Below are 18906 nucleotides of genomic sequence, written 5' to 3'. Positions count from 1 at the left end.
CACAAAGTAGTACTATTCTAAAACGAGAATGAGCCGTTATTAAATACCCAAAATAAGCTTGGCAATAGAGAAGTAAATTAAAATACCGAAAATATCATTACTCGTGGTAATAAATGGTCCGGTCGCTATTGCTGGGTCAATACCTCGTTTGTCTAAAAACAACGGTACGAAAGTACCTATAAAGCCTGCTACTACTATAACGGCAATAAGAGAAATGGAAATTGCCAAAGATGTTAGGAAGTCACCTTTCCATATCCAAGTAAAAACCAATAACAAACAAGAAAGTATAAATCCGTTCAAAAGAGCTAAGAGCATTTCTTTGATCAAGCGACTGCTTATGCTTCCTTTTATATCGTCATTAGCTAAACCCTGTACAATAATAGCACTTGATTGAACCCCAACGTTCCCCGCCATTGCCGCAATAAGTGGTGTAAATAAAAAAAGCACGGTGTATTCTCTGAACATTTCTTCGAATCCGCCCATGATTACGGCGGCAGCGGCACCACCAAAAAGGCCCAGAATTAACCATGGTAAGCGTGCACGGGTCAATTCCCAAATATTTGCATCTGCTTCGACTCCTTGTGAAATACCTGCCGCCATTTGGTAATCGCGCTCGGCTTCCTCTTTTATAACATCTATAATATCATCAATGGTAATACGACCTACCAACCTACCAATTTCATCTATTACAGGTATAGCTTCCAAATCATATTTACTCATAATTCTTGCAACCTCTTCTGGGTCTTCATTTACATTTACAGAATCAACGTTGGGAATAAAAACATCTTTTATGTGTGTTTTGGTAGAGGTGGTCAATAAATCTTTTAACGATAAACGTCCTTTAAGTTTGTCCTCATCATCTACGACATAAATAGAATGAACCCGAGTTACGTTTTCTGCTTGCGCCCGCATTTCTTTAACACAGGTTAGAACGTTCCAATTTTCGTTAACCTTTACAAGCTCTTTTGCCATAAGACCACCTGCAGAATTTTCTGCATAACGTAAAAGGTCTACAATATCTTTGGCGTGTTCACGATCTTCAATTTTAGAGATAACATCTTGTACTTGCTCTTTGGGGAGTTCGCCAATTATATCAGCAGCATCATCAGTATCAAGCGCTTCTAATTCACTAGCAATTTCTTTTGAAGAAAGGTTGCCTAAAATTGCTTCGCGAATATCTTCATCTAATTCAGTAAGAATATCAGAGGTTTTATCGCTATCTAATAATTTAATTAGGTAGGTAGCCTCATCATCATTAAGTTCATTGATGATCTCTGCAATATCAGCATAATGTATATCTGCAAGCATAGCATTGAGCCCAGCATTATTTTGGTTTTCAATTAGCTGTTCTATTTCAGTAACAAGTTCTTCTGTTAGTTTAAAGGGTATCATCTGCTATTTTCTTCGTCAATGCAATAAAATCTTGAACGGCCAGTTGCTCGGGCCTTAGATCAAATATAGTATCTTCTTTGAGATTATCAGATAGAGTAAATGTTTTTAAACTATTGCGTAAGGTCTTTCTACGCTGATTAAATGCGGTTTTTACTACTCTATAAAATAGTTGTTCGTCGCAAGAAAGTTGAAAATCTTTTTTTCTTGTAAGGCGTAACACACCCGATTGTACTTTTGGTGGTGGGTCGAATACATCTGGTTGTACCGTAAAAAGATATTCGGCATCATAAAATGCTTGAACCAAAACAGATAAAATGCCATATGCCTTATTGCCTTCTTTTGAACAAATTCGCTGTGCAACTTCTTTTTGAAACATGCCAGAGAATTCGGGAATTTGATCTCTTAATTCTAGCATTTTAAAAACAATTTGAGTAGAGATATTATATGGGAAGTTACCTGTTATACCAAATTGCTCTGTGCCAAATAAGGATTGAATATCAAAAGTTAAGAAATCGGCTTCGATAACCTTAAAAGAACCATCACCTTCAAATGCCTTCGGATACTCTAATGGAAAGGTCTCATTTAGATATTCAATAGACTCGGTATCTAAATCCATGGCTATTAAATTGCTGTTTCGTAGAAGTAGGTATTTGGTTAAAACCCCTGTACCAGGACCTATTTCTATAACATTATGATATTCTTTTTGTAAAAGGGTATCGGCAATTTGTTTGGCGATATCTTCATCTTTTAAAAAATGCTGGCCTAAGTATTTCTTGGCTTTTACGGGTCCTTTTTCGTGATGCTTTTTATGAGCATACTTATCGCCTTTATTCTTTTTCCTTTTCGTTCCCATAATTTGTTCTTAAACCAAGCTTATTTCGCAATATACACCCAGGCATTTTTACCAGATGCCAATTGTATTTGAATTCTTTCGTAGGCCTCACCTTCATAAATATCTGCTTTTCGTAATTCTTGATGGGATAGCGTATAGACTTGCCCTTTAATACCATCTTCTTTTTTTCCGGTGTGATGTAAAGTCGGATATAGGTCTGCTATTTTTTTGTCCGAAAGAATGTACTGTGGTAATTCATCTTCAAAACCAGTTAAGGGTCTTGAGAAAACCCCTAATTGTACCTCCCGTTCCTGTAAAGTACCATAAGTAAACAAGTAATGTGTGGCGGTAGCGCGCTGCACGAAATATTCATCTATAACCTCTAATTCAGTTTTAAAGGAGACTAATTTGCCTGCGAAATTACGTTGAATACTTTCTATTAATTTAGGAGCATCTTCCTCATAATATCGTTCTAAAGTAGCTTTATCCTTTACAGAATATTGTACCGAATAGGTAAAACCGCCCATGTCTTCTTCAATCAAGACTTTTGTGAATTTTGCACTTAGAAATTTACCTGTAGATAGTACTTCTGGGATATGAATTTCTTTCATCCAATTTACCCAAGTTTCATGGCTGGTTTCTTCGATATTAGTGGTTACGTTATAGATATACATATGTTAAATTCAGGTTCTTCCTTAAAATCAAATGTCAGATACAAAATTAACTGAACGGTATCTTAAATATAATTGTGAGGATGCTTTTAATTAATTGAGTCGCCTCTTAAAATTCTAAAGTTCTTTCGTGCTTGTGGAAAATAATAACTGTCTTGATAATTATAAATTATTTTCTCATACTGTTCTTTAGCTTTTGTGGTGTCTTTGTAAACTTTTCTGTAAAGCTCGCCCAAAGCATAATATGCATCATCTGCCAATATGCCATTACCATAAAAAGTGATTATTTTTTGATAGTTTAATTGAGCTTCGTCATATTTTTTTTGTGATTCGAACAACTCGGCCTGTTTAAATAAGGCTTCGTCTTCAATTTTTTCACCTTTATGGTTTTCAAGAATATCGTTCAAGGCATTTATAGCATCATCGGTTTTATTTTGATAGGATAGAAAATCTGCTCGGGCATACTTTTTTAAAGCCGTTTGTGTAGAATCTTCTATGGAATTATCTGAAATCAACAAGCTCAATTGCATGGCATCATTGGCAATTAATTGTGAAGTTGAACTTCTTAAAACCTTTAACTGGGTCAAGGCCCAATCAAAATCTCCCTTATAAAAACTTGTTTGGGCAACTTTAAAGCGGGCATCTTGCCCTAGAACATCATTCTTTAATTTTTGTTGTATCTGTGAAAAATAAATAAGTGCTTCGTTGAATTTTTTATCATAGACCAATATATCACCTAAAGCCAATTTTAGATACGCAGTTCCCCGGTCACTTAAAGGAAGTTCAAGACTATTTTTTAAAAGCTTTTCTGCTGGTTGTGGTTCATTTTTTTTAAACGTGAGAAAATTTGCGTAGGCTACTTGAAGTTGTAGTGTTTGTGCCTTATAACCGTAGTTATCTATAAGTTGGTCATATCTCTTTTTAATTGTATCTAATTGACCTTGAGAGGCATTTATTAACTCAATATCGATTAGGTTTAATTCTGCATCTAATTTGGTAATCTCATTGTTGGTATTGTCGATTATATAGCTATAGATATCTTTAGCGACTTCGTAATCTTCAGCTTCTAAAGCATTACTGCCTAAATTTTCTAAACGTACTGTAGAACTACCGTCTATTCGTTTAAATATGGCTCTTTCTTGCCTGAAGGCACTATTATATTGATTTTGTTGAGTAAAAAGCCAGCTAAGTAATTCGTTCCAAATGATATCAGGGTATTTCTGAGCTCGTTCAAGTAGTACCTTCTTTAATAGCATATTATTTGTATCCTCGGGATTTTCTGTAACGAAATCATCGATACTCCTTAAAATATTCGATTTTGAAGTTTTACCATCTATAACCAAATTCAAATACGCATTGTACATGGCTTCAACATTACCTTGCTCCCCATAAATACGTGCTAATTGAAAGTTGAAATCTAATGCTGGGTTAAGCTGCATGGATTTTTCAAAAGCGCTAATCGCCATATCTAATAGACTATACTTTTGAAACTGAAGACCGATGGCATAACCGTAATTCGGATTTTTAGGAATAATTTCTATGGCTTGAGTATAATAGGTTTGTGCCATTTCTGGTTGCTCTTGGAGGGCGTGATTGTATCCTAAATCTACCAATAAAGTAGGGTAGGGGTTTCGTTCTTTTAAACGTTTTTTAAGAAATTCACCTGCGTCTTCGTAACGCGATAATTGTTGGTAGCAGGAGACTAGATCTTGTGCATATTCTGTTCGTCGCGGATTTTTCTCTACTAATTTCTCGTAGAAAACCACCGCCTTTTCAAAATCACCGTCAGCGAAATATTGCTTTGCCAAAAAATCTTCTTGAGCCCAAGCAAAAGTGGTCAGTGACATATACGAAATAAGGAAAATTAAAAAACGCATATTCAAAGATACGTAGAATGCTATAAGATGGTGTAAAGTTGACAGGAACAACACATGTGAAAAAAATAATTATTTCGAAGAGAGTTGATTATGAGAGCCATCACAATTTGGCATTCGTTTGGAAAGTCCGCATATACAATCGTTTAATCCCTTGCCATTAAAAATTCGTTTTGTGTTTTTATCTATTCTTGATAGTCGTGTTGAGGACTGTTTTGCTTGCGAAAAATGTAATAAATATCCTTTTTGTCGACCAGGAGTAAGATTTTTGAAGGCAGTTTCAAGTTCAGGATTTTCTTTGAATTTTTCTCCTAGTTCTATCGGAAAATCAAAATCAGACACCTTTTTTATTGGTATTTTTCGACCAGATTTTTCATGCTCTACGGCTTCTAGCAGGTAACTTTTGATTGAAGCCTCTAATTTATTTATATCTTCTAAATTTGTAAATCGAATTTGTCGACCGGCCTGTACATTTTCTGTTTGTTGAATCAGTATTTTCTTTGGGTCTTTTAAAAGGGCACCTTTGTAAAATAGAAGGGCGCTGTATTCTTTAAAACCATGCAGTAGTACTATGTTTTTACCTTTGTAGGTATAGCATGGATGCTTCCATTTAAAATCTTCTACCAAGTTACAGTCAAGAATTATCTCTCTAAGCTTTGTTAACTCTTCCTTCCATTGGGTAAGTCCATTAAGATAATCTGTAACTTTTATGTTCATGGCAATCACAATTGCTATTTATATTCTTAAAAAGAACAGGCTGCAAATTTACTTTTTAGTTGCTGTATTTCTAATTGGTGTAAATTTAATGAGATACAATTTTTAAACCAATAATAGAGCCAATAAGCGTGGTAATAAATAGTAGTCTAAGAAATGTGGTAGGTTCTTTGAATACCACGACCCCCATTAATACTGTACCAACAGCGCCAATACCTGTCCACACTGCATATGCGGTGCCTATAGGTAAGGTTTGTGTAGCTTTCACTAAAAGGGCCATGCTAATACATAGTGCAAATAAAAGCCTATATGCCATAGGTACATTTCGTTTTCTGTAGTTTCTTTGGCCTTTCCCAAACAGAAAGCAAAGACAACTTCGAACAGCCCTGCAATAATTAAAATAATCCAATTCATATTTTGGTATTTATTTATTGTAAAAGTGGTGTCTCTTTTTGGCTAAATCGTTGTCATATATATTCATTTTAAAATTGTTAGTTCAAAGAAATTATGAGGCTAATTATGTTGTAAAAACAGGCTGTTAAGACCTTCACCTTTTCTGATCTGAAATTTTTTCTATGCTGCCATTTATTGTACAAGATGATTTGATGGTATTATAAATAGTCCCGAACTTTTCTATATTTTTTTTTAGTAAGTCTATATTTAAGTTCTTGTCTTTGCTATATACCTTTAGTACATAGTTGATCTCGTCCATTCTGGAAGGTTTTTCGAAACGTGTTGCCTTTACTGAAATTTCAGCTGTGGTATATTCAAAATGCATAAGAATGGAGAAACGTTCAACATTTTTAAGAACACATGACGAAAATGAACCTAAAAATAATTCTGCAGGATTTGGTAAACTATCGGCTGTTTCTGGGGTGATTCCAAAATCAATTTTTGATTGTTTTATGACTATTGTAGCATTTGTTTTTGCGGCAGAGTATGCTTTTGTATAGTATTCCATAGTTTAGATATCGTTATAATTTATTAATTGGTAAGTCTCTTAATATACATAACTTAAGATAAACCAATAAAGAAAGGGATATAGTCAATTAACTGCCAATTAGATATCTACTATATTTTGGAAAAAATCTTTTTACAATAAAAGTCACAATTAAGGAAAGGAAAAATACGGTTGAGCCAACCACGAAATATATTACAAATGAATTTGGGGTAAATGAAAAATCTAATCTCATTTTAGTAAGTCTAATAATATAAATAACAATCCCATGAATAAAAAATATACCAAAACTATTGGCAGCTATTATATCAAAAAAACGAAGTTTATAATGTTCAAAACGATTTAAAAAGACCATAAAAAAGAGACATAGGAGGATTTTTTGTACAATCATTAAATCCACCCCACCGTAAATAAAAGGCGATTTCTGATAATTCCCCAACTCGCCAATATATGCCTGATATATTGCGAGTGTAAGTGCGATACTTAAGATATAAAATTCTCTTTTTTTTAATTTAACATAAATAACATCTTTCTTTTCCGAGGATATGATGCCAAATAAATATATAGGTGTAAAGAATAAAACATTCTGAAAAACAGAAAATGCATTTGATTCGATGCCCCTATGCATAAAAATGGAACAAATTAGGAGCAAAATGGTAATTAATATCTGGGCTTTAAAATTAAGTTTTATGAATCTGATAAAAAGAGGTGATAGTAGGAAAATGATTAAAATAAAAGGGATATACCAGTAGCCAATAAAATTTTCATCAACTCCGGTGAGGTAATGACCAAATATTGGAAAGGAAAAAAGTTCATTATAACGGTTTGTAATAGAGCTTGAAGATGAAATGCCTGCAATGGAAATTCTAAGAAGTAAATAGGCTATTGGTAGTGTTGATAAAATTAGGTATGGTAATAAAACGTATTTAGTTTTTTTATTAAAAACTGCCTATATTGAAATTTCGCGTAAAAAATATGATGAAATAAAAAACCAGAAATAAATACAAAAAAAGTCGTTCCTCCTAGAGTCAAGTTATAAATAGCATTACCAAAGACAGAATCATAAGAAAAATCAGCTAGACCTAAACAATGTCCAAAAACGATGAAAATTATTGAAATACCTCTAAAAAAGTTTATTGAGTTTAAATACATTTAATCTAACCTTTGTATGAATTTTATATAGCAACGAGAAAATGAGTTCAGGTTTTTTGTTCAGGAAATTTAAAATAAAGTCATGTCTGGACGATTTACCGAACGGGTTGGTTAATGAGTAAATACTACTAGTATATGAATTCATTTTAAAAACAATCAAGATTTGAACAATATAATACGTACCATGGTTAGCGTTCTTAGTCTCTCAAGTAGGTGGCTAAACAATCATATCAAACCCACAATAAGGTACTAATACATCTGGTATTCTAATACCTTCAGGGGTTTGGTAATTTTCTAAAATACCTGCCAAAACACGAGGTAAGGCCAAAGAGCTACCGTTTAAGGTATGTGCTAATTGATTTTTTCCGTTTTCATCCTTATACCTCAATTTTAATCTATTGGCTTGGTATGTTTCAAAATTTGAAACAGAGCTAATTTCTAGCCAACGGTCTTGAGCAGTAGAAAATACTTCAAAATCAAAAGTTAGAGCGGCCGTAAATCCTAAATCACCACCGCAAAGACGAAGAATACGATATGGTAATTTTAATTCCCTTAAAATATTTTTCACATGTTCTACCATGCCATCTAAAGCTTCATAGGATTTTGTTGGATGCTCGACTCGAACAATTTCAACCTTGTCAAACTGATGTAAACGGTTTAGACCACGTACATGTGCCCCATAACTACCTGCTTCTCTTCTAAAACATGGTGTGTAGCCAGTATATGTGATAGGAAAATCACTTTCATTCACAATGACATCCCTAAAAATATTGGTGACAGGAACTTCTGCCGTAGGTATTAAATACAGGTCGTCTGCGGTAACATGGTACATTTGACCTTCTTTATCAGGTAATTGCCCAGTGCCATAACCAGATAGCTCGTTCACTAAATGGGGAACCTGAATTTCGGTATATCCCGCTTCGGTGTTTTTATCTAAAAAATATGCAATTAAGGCGCGTTGTAAACGGGCTCCTTTTCCTTTGTATACAGGAAAACCAGCTCCAGCGATTTTTACTCCTAATTCAAAATCTATGATGTCATATTTTTTTGCAAGTTCCCAATGTGGTTGGGCTCCTGTATTTAAAGTAGGTATATCACCTTCTTTAAAGATTTCTTCATTGTCCTCTTCAGATGAACCTTTCCGAACAGAAGTGTGTGGTGCATTTGGTATCTGATATAGCAATGCTTGGAGCTCTTCTTCGACAATGTTCAAATCTTCACCCAGTTGTTTAGATTCGTCTTTTAAATGGACTGTTTTTTCTTTTAATATATTGGCCTCTTTAGCCTTACCTGTTTTGTACAAAGCACCAATTTCTTTGGAAAGTGAATTGGATTCTGCTAAGACATTATCTAATTGGGTTTGAGTAGTACGTCTTTTTTCATCCAATTGAAGTACATTGTCCAAGAGGGTTTGAGCGTCAATATTTCTTTTTCCAAGGGCAAGGATAATATTATCCTTATTCTCCCGTATGGTCTGTAATTGTAACATTTTAAGTTGTATTTGACTACAAATTTACGTTAATCTTAGTTTTAAATTAGATACTTTTAGGGTCTAATCATCGATTAAAATGACTTTTGAACACTTTGCATTAAATGTAGTTGATATTAACGGGGTAGTTAATTGGTACTGTACCCATTTAGGGCTAACGATAGCGAACCAGCAGAAGGAATCTCCATTTATGACTTTTTTGGCCGATAGTACAGGTCGCGTCGTTATTGAATTCTATAAACGAGAAGACGAATTAGCTGAGGATTATAGGAATAAGCACCCGCTAACGTTTCATGTAGCTTTTGTTTCTGAAAATGCAGACGAGGACAAAAAACGATTACTCAATGCAGGGGCTAGTTATTTTGAAGAAATTTTAAAGGAAGATGGCAGTCATTTGGTAATGTTACGGGATCCTTGGGGCATGCCCCTTCAACTTTGTCAGCGAACTGTTAAGTTCTAAAATGTTACTTGGGTTGCTTTAAGTTCGAAGGCAGTATCCAATTATGGTGTTTTAATGGTTTCCAAGGTTCTGCCGCCAAGTCGGTGGTTGAATCTAAAAATGGCACATAAGGTTTACCGTTGATGCTGATTTGAGAATCTTCTAGATACACGGCAACGTCCATATTCTTATTTTTAAAATCCATTTTTAAATATTGGGCGAATTGCCATGCAAAATCTGGATAGGATAACACTTTTCGTTCTTGGTTTGCCGTAAGGTAATTATTAGGTGTTATCTCAAATATTTGTTTAGTATTTTTATTAACGACCGTAAAGTTACCTTTGCCAACTCTGCTGCGCAACATCATTCGCCAGCTCATTCGATGACCTTCTTCTGTCCATAGCACATCATCTTCAATAATATAATGCCTAATAGGTAATAATAATTGAGCTAAAAAATATATCGACATTAGTAATACCAGACTGTTTTTGTTATTGGTAACCACAAATTCATTAGTGCTGTTATATGGCTCTTTTGATTTAAAAAATATTCTGCGGATGGTTTTCGGTTCAAAAAAGAATACGCTGAAGGCAATTGAAAGGTAAGGAAAAATACCTATTTGAAATATAATGGAATTGAATAAATGAAAGAATATTGAAATGAAAAAGGCTACTTTTCTGGTAGGTTTGAAAAGTAATGTGGGTACAATGAAAAGGTCGAAGAATATGCCAGCCGTACTTATAATACTATGTAGCCAAGATTGTTGCAAAATTTCGCCGATTAACCAGTAATTTTTTCTTGGGCGCATTAATACTTCAATCATACTGAAGTCTAACCAGTCTACGTATATTTTGGCGATAGATGCGTATGCGTAAACAATAAAGAGTTGAAGCACTATAATCCATTTTACATAACTATACATAGAGTTGGTCTCTAGGTTTGTATTTAGTTTTGTATCAATTGATTTTGCTTTTTCCGCTGGAAAAAAGCACATCAAAATGGAAATCAGAATAAGTAGATAGTAGTGATTATTGTAGGCTGTCTTTTGCATCAAATAGGTTGCTGTCCAAAGCAGGGTGAACGTAATCATGCTCATCCTATATTTAAAGCCAAAAGCTATACATAGACCCAAAAGGCCCATAAGGCCAAAATAGAAATACATGCCTGATCCAGGTAATGGGTGTAACCAGTCAAAATCTATAAAAGGAAAATTGTATTTAGGGTCTATAAGATTTCGCTTTACCCATCCTGTAGCGATTGCCCCAAAACACTCAAGAGATATTAAAATGCCGAAGAATATGCGAAAAATGATCAGTGCGCTATTATCTATCTTTTCAAATAATAACTTGTTAAACATTTTATTGCTGAATATATTGGAGCGATTTTTCTTTGTCTTTTGCCAATTGCGCTTTTAAACCATCTATCGATTCAAATTTGTGTTCGTCACGTAATCGGGTTAATATATCTACCTGTATTTTTTTGTCATAAAGGTCGACATCGAAGTCGAAAAAATTAATTTCAATTGATTTTTCGGTGCCATTAACGGTTGGGTTAAATCCAATATTCATCATACCATAAACGATTTTTCCGTCTAAAGCACTTTTAACGATATAGGCTCCATTTTTAGGTATTAGCTTATAACTTTCAGCTATAGATAAGTTTGCTGTTGGGTAACCGAGTTGCTTACCAATTCCTTTTCCTCTTACTATAGTACCGGTAAGCATATATTCATAACCTAAATAACTGTTTGCAGTATCGATATCCCCATTCTCTAAGGCTTTTCTTATTTTTGTTGAACTAACCGATACATCATCAACTTCTTGTGCGAGTATTTCGTCTACGGTAAAATCAAATGCATTGCCGAAAGCAATTAGGTCTGTAATATTGGCATTTCTATTGCGCCCAAATCTATGATCGTAACCGATAATAACTTTTTTGATATTCAAGGTATTCACTAGAATGTCGCGAACGAATTCTGTAGCGGTAAGTCTAGAAAACTCTATTGTAAAAGGATGTACAATTAAAATATCTAATCCAAGTCGTTCTAAAATGCTAATCTTTTCATCTATTGTATTCAATAGTTTAATATCGGTATCTTTCTGTAAAACCATTCTTGGATGAGGGAAAAAGGTAAGTACTGATGATTTCAATTTTGTACTCTTGGCATGGTTTATGACCTTATTCAGTATTTTTAGATGACCTATATGCACCCCATCAAAAGTGCCAATAGTAATGACTGTAGGATATTCTTCTTTGTATTTGGAAATGTTGTGGACTGTAATCACTTATGATGAATAATAAAAAGACTTATATTTGATTTGAGATAAAAGCTCCTTAATGATTGCAAAATTACGTCTAGTTTTTTCAATTACCATAGCATTTCTTCCATTTTACGGGGTGGCTCAAACTACATATTGGAAAAATACGGAATTAAATGCAAGCGCTAAACAATTTACTAAGCAACGTTTACGTGTAGATAAAGGTCGGGCATTTACATTGAATCAAGAACAATTTTTAAATACACTGTCTGCAAAATCAAGTTCTAAGATAATTTACTTTCCAGATGAGCAAGGTAATTTGGTGCCTTTTAAGGTTGAAGAGGCCACTGTTTTTTCAAAAGGCCTTGCAGTGAAGTATCCTACTATAAAGTCATATAAAGGGGTGGCATTGCATAACTTAACCAAACAAGTTCGCTTTAGTGTTTCGGGTAAGGGCATTCAAAGTATGATTAGTACGGCTGGGGAAAATGGAGCGCTATTTATGCAAAAGTCAACTGATGACACCTATGTTCTTTATCGAAGAACCGAACAAGAAAAAAGTGATCTTAACTTTGTCTGTAGTACCATGCCAGACATTATGGAATATTCGCAGAATTTAACTGCAAAATTAGTCGATGATCAAACCCTTAGAAAGTTTAGGGTTGCCATTTCAGCCTCTGGGGAATATACTCAATTTCATGGTGGTACAAAAGTTGATGCTCTCGCGGCAATTAATGCGACCTTGACAAGAATAAATGCGATTTTTGAACGAGATCTAGCTATTACACTTGAATTAATTGATAATACAGATTTGGTGATTTATACTGATCCCGAAACTGATCCATATACAGGAAGTTTAAGTGCTCAAGTTCAAAATACCCTTACTAATATTATAGGTGAAGCTAATTATGACATAGGGCATTTGTTTAACCAACAGGATAATACTTTAGATGGTAATTCTGGCTTTATAGGTGCGGTTTGTACAGATAATAGAAAGGGTAGTGGTTATACTACTTTGTCAACACCCACTGGGGATGCTTTCGATATTGATTTGGTTGCCCATGAAATGGGGCATCAATTTGGTGCAAACCATACTTTTTCACATATTTCAGAAGGTACCACAGTGCAGGTAGAGCCAGCTAGTGGTACTACTATAATGGGCTATGCAGGTATTACGGGTAATAATAACGTTGCAACTAATAGTGATGATTATTTTCATTATGTAAGTATTGTTCAAATAAGGGATTTTCTACAAACTGTTTCTTGTGGTGAAACTGAAGTATTGACAAATACCCCACCAACGTTATTTCCTTTGACTAATTATAGCGTACCTAAAGGAACACCTTTCGTATTAACAGGTGCGGCAAATGATGTGGATGCTTCAAATATACTTAGCTATACTTGGGAACAGATAGATAATGGAGTGGTAACCCAAGCTACTTTTGGGCCTAATAATCCGGTAGGAGCTAATTTTAGGTCCTTGTCTCCGAGCCTTTCACCCCAACGTTATTTTCCAAATTTGACTCGGATTTTGAGCGGCCAATTGACACAAACAGTGCCTACAGTTGGCGATGCATGGGAAACACTCTCTAGTATTGCCCGCGAAATGAATTTTTCGTTAACAGTACGCGACAATGCATTAAATGGTGGTCAATCAATCTCAGATGAACTACAGGTGTCCGTAATAAACGAAGCTGGGCCATTTGTTGTCACTTCACAAATTACAGAACTATCTTTTGAGGCGGGATCGGTACAGACGATTTCTTGGGATGTAGCCAATACTAATATTGTACCGATTAGTGCTGAAACGGTATCGGTATTTTTGTCTATAGATGGCGGTTTTACCTATCCTATAACATTGCTTGAAAACACAATTAACGATGGTAGTCAAAGTGTAATTATTCCAAATATTTCAACCAGTGCTGGTCGTATAATGGTGAAGGCTGATGATAATATTTTCTTTGCGGTAAACGCTGCTGATTTTTCTATAACGCCGTCAGAAATAGTATTGAATTTTGAACAGGTGGTATACAATGTGTGTAAGCCAAACGATATTAGTGTTCCTTTTACCTATGAGATGGACTTAGGCTTTAATGAGCAGAGTACGTTCAGTACTATTGGTACGCCTGCAGGTTTAACGGCGCAGTTTACCCCGGTATCTGCTGATGTTACTGATACACCCGTGACTATTGATTTTCAAGGTATTTCGAATTTAGCTGTTGGTACATATCCTATTCGAGTTTTGGCTACTTCTGCGACAATCACAAAAGAGGTAATTCTTCAGTTAAGGGTATACGATGATAATTTTGAAACGGTGCAGTTGTTGTCTCCCGTAGATGGCATTGTGGATACTTCAAAGGATATTGTTTTACAATGGAATGCGGCAATGGGCAATACACTCTATGATATCGAAATTTCTACCGATGTGGGTTTTTTAAATATTATAGAATCTGCTACGGTAAGTACAGATACATATTCGCCTGTACAAATCGATAATAATAGTCAATACTTTTGGAGAGTAAAACCAAAAAATGATTGCGGCGAGGGGGTTTTCAGTACGGCATTTACCTTTTCTACCATACAGTTTAATTGCACGACAAAAGATGCTACAGCATTACCCATTGCTATTTCAAGTAGTGGTACACCTGTAATTAGTTCTAAAATTGTATTTTATGAAGACCTGCCTGTGGCCGACTTGAATGTTATTATAGACCTTGACCATACTTTTTTAGCAGATTTGGTCATTAACCTAATATCGCCAGCGGGTACTGTTGTTACTTTGGTTTCTAGTTCTTGTGGTGAATCGCGAAATATAAATGCCACTTTTGATGATGATAGTCCGTCGTTCAATTGCTCTATTGAGCCTGGTATAAGTGGAATGGTTAAACCGCTTGGTAGTCTTAGTACTTTTAATGGAGAATCTATATTAGGAGAATGGGTTTTGGAAATTCAAGATAACGCACCTTCTGATGGAGGTAGTTTAAAGGCCTTTGCTCTTGAAGTTTGTGTAGAAGGTGATTTTAGGCCAGATAATGATAACGATGGAGTTTTTGATGATGGCGATGATCTTTGTTTGGGAACACCAGAAGGTCTAGAGGTAGATGCCTCGGGATGTCCAGTTTACCGTTTTCCAGCTGAAAATTTTAGTATAAGCCTAGTTAGTGAAACATGTAGGGAAAATAATGATGGTGCATTAACCGTAATTCCGAAACTTGCCCTTGATTATCAAATAAGTGTATTAGGGAATGGACTTGATATAACTCAGAGTTTTTCAAATTCCTTTAATTTGGCAAATTTAAGTTCTGGAGTTTATTCGCTTTGTATTACAGGAATAGACGGTAGCATTTCATACAATGAATATTGTGTTGAAATTCAAATAACAGAACCTGAGGCGCTAAGCGTTACATCTAAAATTGCATTAGATGGCACGCAGATTACGCTTGAGATGGAAGGATCTTTTTTTTATACCATAGAACTAAACGGAATTTCAATACAAACCGAAGAGTCTAGTGTGGTTTTAGATTTAGGAAAAGGGTTGAATACACTTAAGGTATCTACTGATATGCCATGCCAAGGAATTTATGAAGAACAAATTAGCTTTTTTGAGAAGCCAATTGTTTTTCCAAACCCTGTAGTAGATTTTGTTCAAGTTTATTTGGGTGATAGTGAAGAAAATATAAAAGTGAGTATTTTTAGTGCTGATGGAAGATTGATTTACAGTTCTAGTGAATTTTCTCATCTAGGAATAATAGAGTTAAATTTAAGTTCATTGTCTACCGGTATATATTATCTGAAATATGAAGGGAAGACCATAAAAGGGACCTCTAAAATAATTAAAGAATGACACGCTTTTTGTTTTTAGGTATATGTATGATGATAGCTTGTACGAGCTGTAAAAAGAAGCGTACGCCGTCACTTCCCGAAGCTGTTCAATTAGTATTTCCAGAACAGAATTCTGAATGCACTACTGGTCTAAGCTTAGGGCAAGAAACCAGCCAGGTAGAATTTAGGTGGTCTGCAGCAGATAATACCGAAACATATGAATTAAGAGTGACCAATACTGCTACAGGTACAGTACAAACTATTACTTCTTCTACTACATCTACAAAACTGCCATTGGAAAAAGGGGAACAATTTTCTTGGATAGTACGCTCAAAAAATAGTCAGGTAGATCAAACAGTATCAAGTGAGGTTTGGAATTTTTATAATTCTGGTTCAAGAACAACGTTTGCGCCTTTTCCTGCATCTAATGTGAGTCCGGTATCTTCAGAAAATGTATTTAAAGACATAAATAATGAAGTTACCTTGTCTTGGACAGCATCTGATTTAGATAACGATATTGTTGGTTTCGAAGTTTATTTTTCGGTAGAGGCGATTCCTGTCGATTTAATTCGAGCACTTCAGCCTTCCGTAAATAGTATAAAGGTCTCGGTCACGGCAAATACTGTTTATTATTGGAGTATAGTTGTAATCGATGCTGAAGGCAATAAATCTAATTCAGGAATTTATAATTTTAAAGTACTATAGTTTATGTGTTATTATATTGATTCATAGTGCGAGCAATACCAGCTAGTACAAATGAATTGATTATTTCGGTTGATTTTTTTAATCGTTCAGGTAACAAAGCTTTTTCTTCATCGTCCCATTGCCCTAATACGTATTCTACTTGCCTACCTTTACCAAAATCTGCACCTACACCAAAACGATATCGATTGTAGAGAATAGATTGTAGAAATATCTCTATATCCTTTAATCCGTTATGTCCACCGTTGCTTCCTTTTGTCTTTATGCGAATAGTGCCAAATGGTAGATTGATATCATCGGTAATAACAAGAACATTGCTTAGAGGAATATTTTCTTTATCCATCCAGTACTTAAGTGCCTTGCCGCTTCGGTTCATATATGTTGAAGGTTTAAGGCAAATAACCGTTCGGCCTTTAATCTTAAATGAACCTATATCACCAAGCTTGGCAGTCTCAAAAGTAAAATCGTGTGCTTTGGCTACTTCATCTAACACTTTAAACCCTATATTATGACGGGTTTCTGCATATTCGTCTCCTATATTGCCTAAGCCGACAATTAAATATTTTTTCATAGGGTCTTTCTCTTCAGTAATTATATTCGTTTTCGTAAAAAGGGATTTTAAAAAACGAAACATAGCTTGTTTGAATTAAGATATAAAAATACAAAAGCATCCCGATACACATATCGGGATGCTTGTTAGTAAATCTTAAAATAAGATATTTATTCTTGAGCAGTTTCTTCTGCTGCATCTTCAGCACCTTCTTCTCCTTCTTCATCTTCATCATCAATAGCAACGGCAGTACGAGCAGTTTTAACTTGTACAACAACAGTAGTATCTGGATGTAGAATGCTGAAATCATCACTTAACAATGAACCAACAGATATGTTTTGACCGATTTTCAATTTAGAAATATCGATATCAAAGAAATCTGGTAATTTGGCAGGTAATGCTTTGATCGTAAGTTTACGTTTTCTAAATAATAAACGTCCACCGTTACGAACACCTGGTGAATTACCTTCTAAACGTACAGGAATATCCATAGTAACCATTTTGTCATCGAACAATTGATAAAAATCAATGTGTATGATCTTGTCTGTTACTGGGTGAAACTGAATATCTTGCATAACCGCTTTAAGAGAAGCTCCACCATCCAATTCAATTGCAACTGTGTGTGCATTTGGAGTGTAAACCAAGTCTCTGAACGCTAGTTCATCTGCTGAAAAGTGTAATGGTTTATCCCCTCCGTATACTACGCAAGGTACCTTTCCAGCATTACGTAAGGCCTTCGTTGCCTTTTTGCCTACGCTTTCTCTTTCTGATCCTTTAATTGTAATTGACTTCATTATATGTATTAAAAATTAATATTCTACTTTAAATTTTTCTTCTGAACTACATTAAAAATTTAGAAGAAATAGAGTTGTTGTTGTGAACTTTGTCCATTACATCTGCAAATAAATTCGCACAACTTAATACTCTTACTTTATTACTTTTTATTTCTATAGGAATAGAATCGGTTATAATTAATTCTGTTAGTTTCGATTTTTCGATTTTCTCATATGCGTCACCAGACAGTAAACCATGTGTTGTAATAGCCCTTACACTAATAGCGCCACGCTCCATCATTAAATCCGCTGCTTTTGTCAAAGTGCCAGCGGTATCGACCATATCATCTACGAGAACAACATTTTTTCCCTGTACGTCACCAATCAATTCCATATGGGAAATAACATTTGCCTTTGCCCTTTGTTTGTAACATACAACTACATCACAATCTAAAGCTTTGGAATAAGCATATGCTCTTTTGGAACCTCCCATATCTGGTGAGGCTATGGTAAGGTCATTTAAACCAAGGTTTTTCAAATATGGTAAAAACAGGGTAGATGCAAAAAGATGATCTACAGGCTTCTCGAAAAAGCCTTGTATCTGATCTGCATGAAGATCCATTGTAATAATTCTAGTAGCTCCTGCTGTTTCAAGCATTTTAGCAACAAGTTTTGCTGCAATAGGTACTCTAGGCTTGTCTTTTCTATCTTGTCTGGCCCAACCGAAATAAGGCATTACTGCAGTTATGTGACGTGCCGATGCCCTTTTTGCCGCGTCGATCATCAATAACATTTCCATTAAATTTTCAGGACCTGGGTGGGTTGATCCAATAATGAAGATTCGTGTACCTCGAATAGATTCTTCAAATGAGGGCTGAAATTCCCCATCGCTATAACGTGAAAATAGAACATTGCCCAATTCCATACCATATGCTTTGGCGATTTTTTCGCCTAAGATTTTACTTTGAGTGCAAGCAAATATTTTCGGTTGTGGAACTTGATATGGCATGTCTTTCTTATTGTTTCCAAAACAGTTGCTTCAAATATGTAGAAGTACCTGTATTTTAAAGAGGTGCAAATTTAAAAATTAAATTTGGTTGCTAATGCATAAATCTTGATATTTTTGGTGATAGTAACAAAAATATTATTTAGTTTTGCAGTCCTAATTTTTATAGGATGTCGTTTCAAGTTGACGATTATGCTCGAGTGGCGGAACTGGTAGACGCGCTGGATTCAAAATCCAGATTTGAAATTTAATGCCTCGGTGGCGGAATTGGTAG

15 protein-coding genes and 1 pseudogene are annotated in these 18906 nt (G+C 35.0%); 3 read left to right on the top strand and 13 right to left on the bottom strand.

Going from position 1 to position 18906, the window contains the following annotated elements; translation table 11 throughout:
* Positions 1-39 precede the first annotated feature (39 nt).
* The 8 genes and pseudogenes from mgtE to serS all read right to left on the bottom strand — a co-directional run bounded on the left by mgtE (position 40) and on the right by serS (position 9082).
* On the bottom strand, positions 40-1392 hold the full coding sequence (gene mgtE / locus AACZ49_RS13315; protein ID WP_339655753.1) for a magnesium transporter: 1353 nt from the start codon (positions 1390-1392) through the stop codon (positions 40-42).
* Positions 1379-2245: a 16S rRNA (adenine(1518)-N(6)/adenine(1519)-N(6))-dimethyltransferase RsmA gene (rsmA, locus tag AACZ49_RS13310; RefSeq protein WP_339655750.1), complete on the bottom strand. Its 867-nt coding sequence runs from the start codon at positions 2243-2245 to the stop codon at positions 1379-1381. Before rsmA ends, mgtE begins: the two co-directional genes overlap by 14 nt.
* Positions 2246-2265: 20 nt before the next feature.
* Positions 2266-2898 (bottom strand): DUF4286 family protein, encoded by a 633-nt coding sequence (locus AACZ49_RS13305; protein WP_339655747.1) that lies wholly within the window; start codon positions 2896-2898, stop codon positions 2266-2268.
* A gap of 86 nt (positions 2899-2984) precedes the next feature.
* Positions 2985-4742 (bottom strand): tetratricopeptide repeat protein, encoded by a 1758-nt coding sequence (locus AACZ49_RS13300; RefSeq protein ID WP_339655744.1) that lies wholly within the window; start codon positions 4740-4742, stop codon positions 2985-2987.
* 99 nt (positions 4743-4841) lie between these two features.
* Positions 4842-5486, bottom strand: coding sequence for a DUF1801 domain-containing protein (locus AACZ49_RS13295; RefSeq protein ID WP_339655741.1), 645 nt, complete (start codon positions 5484-5486; stop codon positions 4842-4844).
* A gap of 85 nt (positions 5487-5571) precedes the next feature.
* Positions 5572-5897: pseudogene (locus AACZ49_RS13290) on the bottom strand (multidrug efflux SMR transporter).
* Between the two features lie 133 nt (positions 5898-6030).
* Positions 6031-6444: an OsmC family protein gene (locus AACZ49_RS13285; protein WP_339655738.1), complete on the bottom strand. Its 414-nt coding sequence runs from the start codon at positions 6442-6444 to the stop codon at positions 6031-6033.
* A 1366-nt stretch (positions 6445-7810) separates the two neighbouring features.
* Positions 7811-9082 carry a serine--tRNA ligase gene (serS, locus tag AACZ49_RS13280; RefSeq protein ID WP_339655735.1) on the bottom strand — a complete coding sequence of 424 codons (1272 nt, stop codon included), beginning with the start codon at positions 9080-9082 and terminating at the stop codon, positions 7811-7813.
* Positions 9083-9161: 79 nt separating this feature from the next.
* Here serS and AACZ49_RS13275 point away from each other — a divergent pair, with 79 nt between their 5' ends.
* A complete protein-coding gene (locus tag AACZ49_RS13275) occupies positions 9162-9542 on the top strand; it encodes a VOC family protein (RefSeq protein ID WP_339655732.1) in 381 nt (126 codons plus the stop codon).
* 4 nt (positions 9543-9546) lie between these two features.
* On the opposite strand, the gene AACZ49_RS13270 is transcribed toward AACZ49_RS13275, so the two are convergent.
* Both AACZ49_RS13270 and AACZ49_RS13265 read right to left on the bottom strand, forming a co-directional pair.
* Positions 9547-10878 carry an HTTM domain-containing protein gene (locus AACZ49_RS13270; RefSeq protein ID WP_339655729.1) on the bottom strand — a complete coding sequence of 444 codons (1332 nt, stop codon included), beginning with the start codon at positions 10876-10878 and terminating at the stop codon, positions 9547-9549.
* A 1-nt stretch (position 10879) separates the two neighbouring features.
* A complete protein-coding gene (locus tag AACZ49_RS13265; RefSeq protein WP_339655726.1) occupies positions 10880-11806 on the bottom strand; it encodes a bifunctional riboflavin kinase/FAD synthetase in 927 nt (308 codons plus the stop codon).
* Between the two features lie 52 nt (positions 11807-11858).
* Between AACZ49_RS13265 and AACZ49_RS13260 the strand changes: the two genes are divergently transcribed.
* Positions 11859-15623, top strand: coding sequence for a reprolysin-like metallopeptidase (locus tag AACZ49_RS13260; RefSeq protein ID WP_339655723.1), 3765 nt, complete (start codon positions 11859-11861; stop codon positions 15621-15623).
* Positions 15620-16306 (top strand): hypothetical protein, encoded by a 687-nt coding sequence (locus tag AACZ49_RS13255; protein WP_339655722.1) that lies wholly within the window; start codon positions 15620-15622, stop codon positions 16304-16306. The genes AACZ49_RS13260 and AACZ49_RS13255 overlap by 4 nt, the downstream gene beginning before the upstream one ends.
* 1 nt (position 16307) lies before the next feature.
* Here the strand turns inward: AACZ49_RS13255 and pth are convergent, their stop codons facing one another.
* From pth to AACZ49_RS13240, 3 genes are all read right to left on the bottom strand, one after another.
* On the bottom strand, positions 16308-16937 hold the full coding sequence (gene pth / locus AACZ49_RS13250; protein ID WP_339655720.1) for an aminoacyl-tRNA hydrolase: 630 nt from the start codon (positions 16935-16937) through the stop codon (positions 16308-16310).
* Between the two features lie 86 nt (positions 16938-17023).
* The gene (locus tag AACZ49_RS13245; protein ID WP_339655717.1) at positions 17024-17647 is read right to left on the bottom strand and encodes a 50S ribosomal protein L25/general stress protein Ctc; all 624 of its coding nucleotides are present in this window, start codon (positions 17645-17647) and stop codon (positions 17024-17026) included.
* A gap of 46 nt (positions 17648-17693) precedes the next feature.
* Entirely contained in the window at positions 17694-18635 is a 942-nt protein-coding gene (locus AACZ49_RS13240) for a ribose-phosphate pyrophosphokinase (RefSeq protein WP_339655715.1), read from the bottom strand.
* Between the last annotated feature and the right edge of the window lie 271 nt (positions 18636-18906).

This window comes from uncultured Maribacter sp. (assembly GCF_963975365.1).
Classification (GTDB): domain Bacteria; phylum Bacteroidota; class Bacteroidia; order Flavobacteriales; family Flavobacteriaceae; genus Maribacter.
The sequence above is the reverse complement of the archived record's forward strand: the minus strand, read 5'-3'. Positions and strand labels throughout refer to the sequence as shown.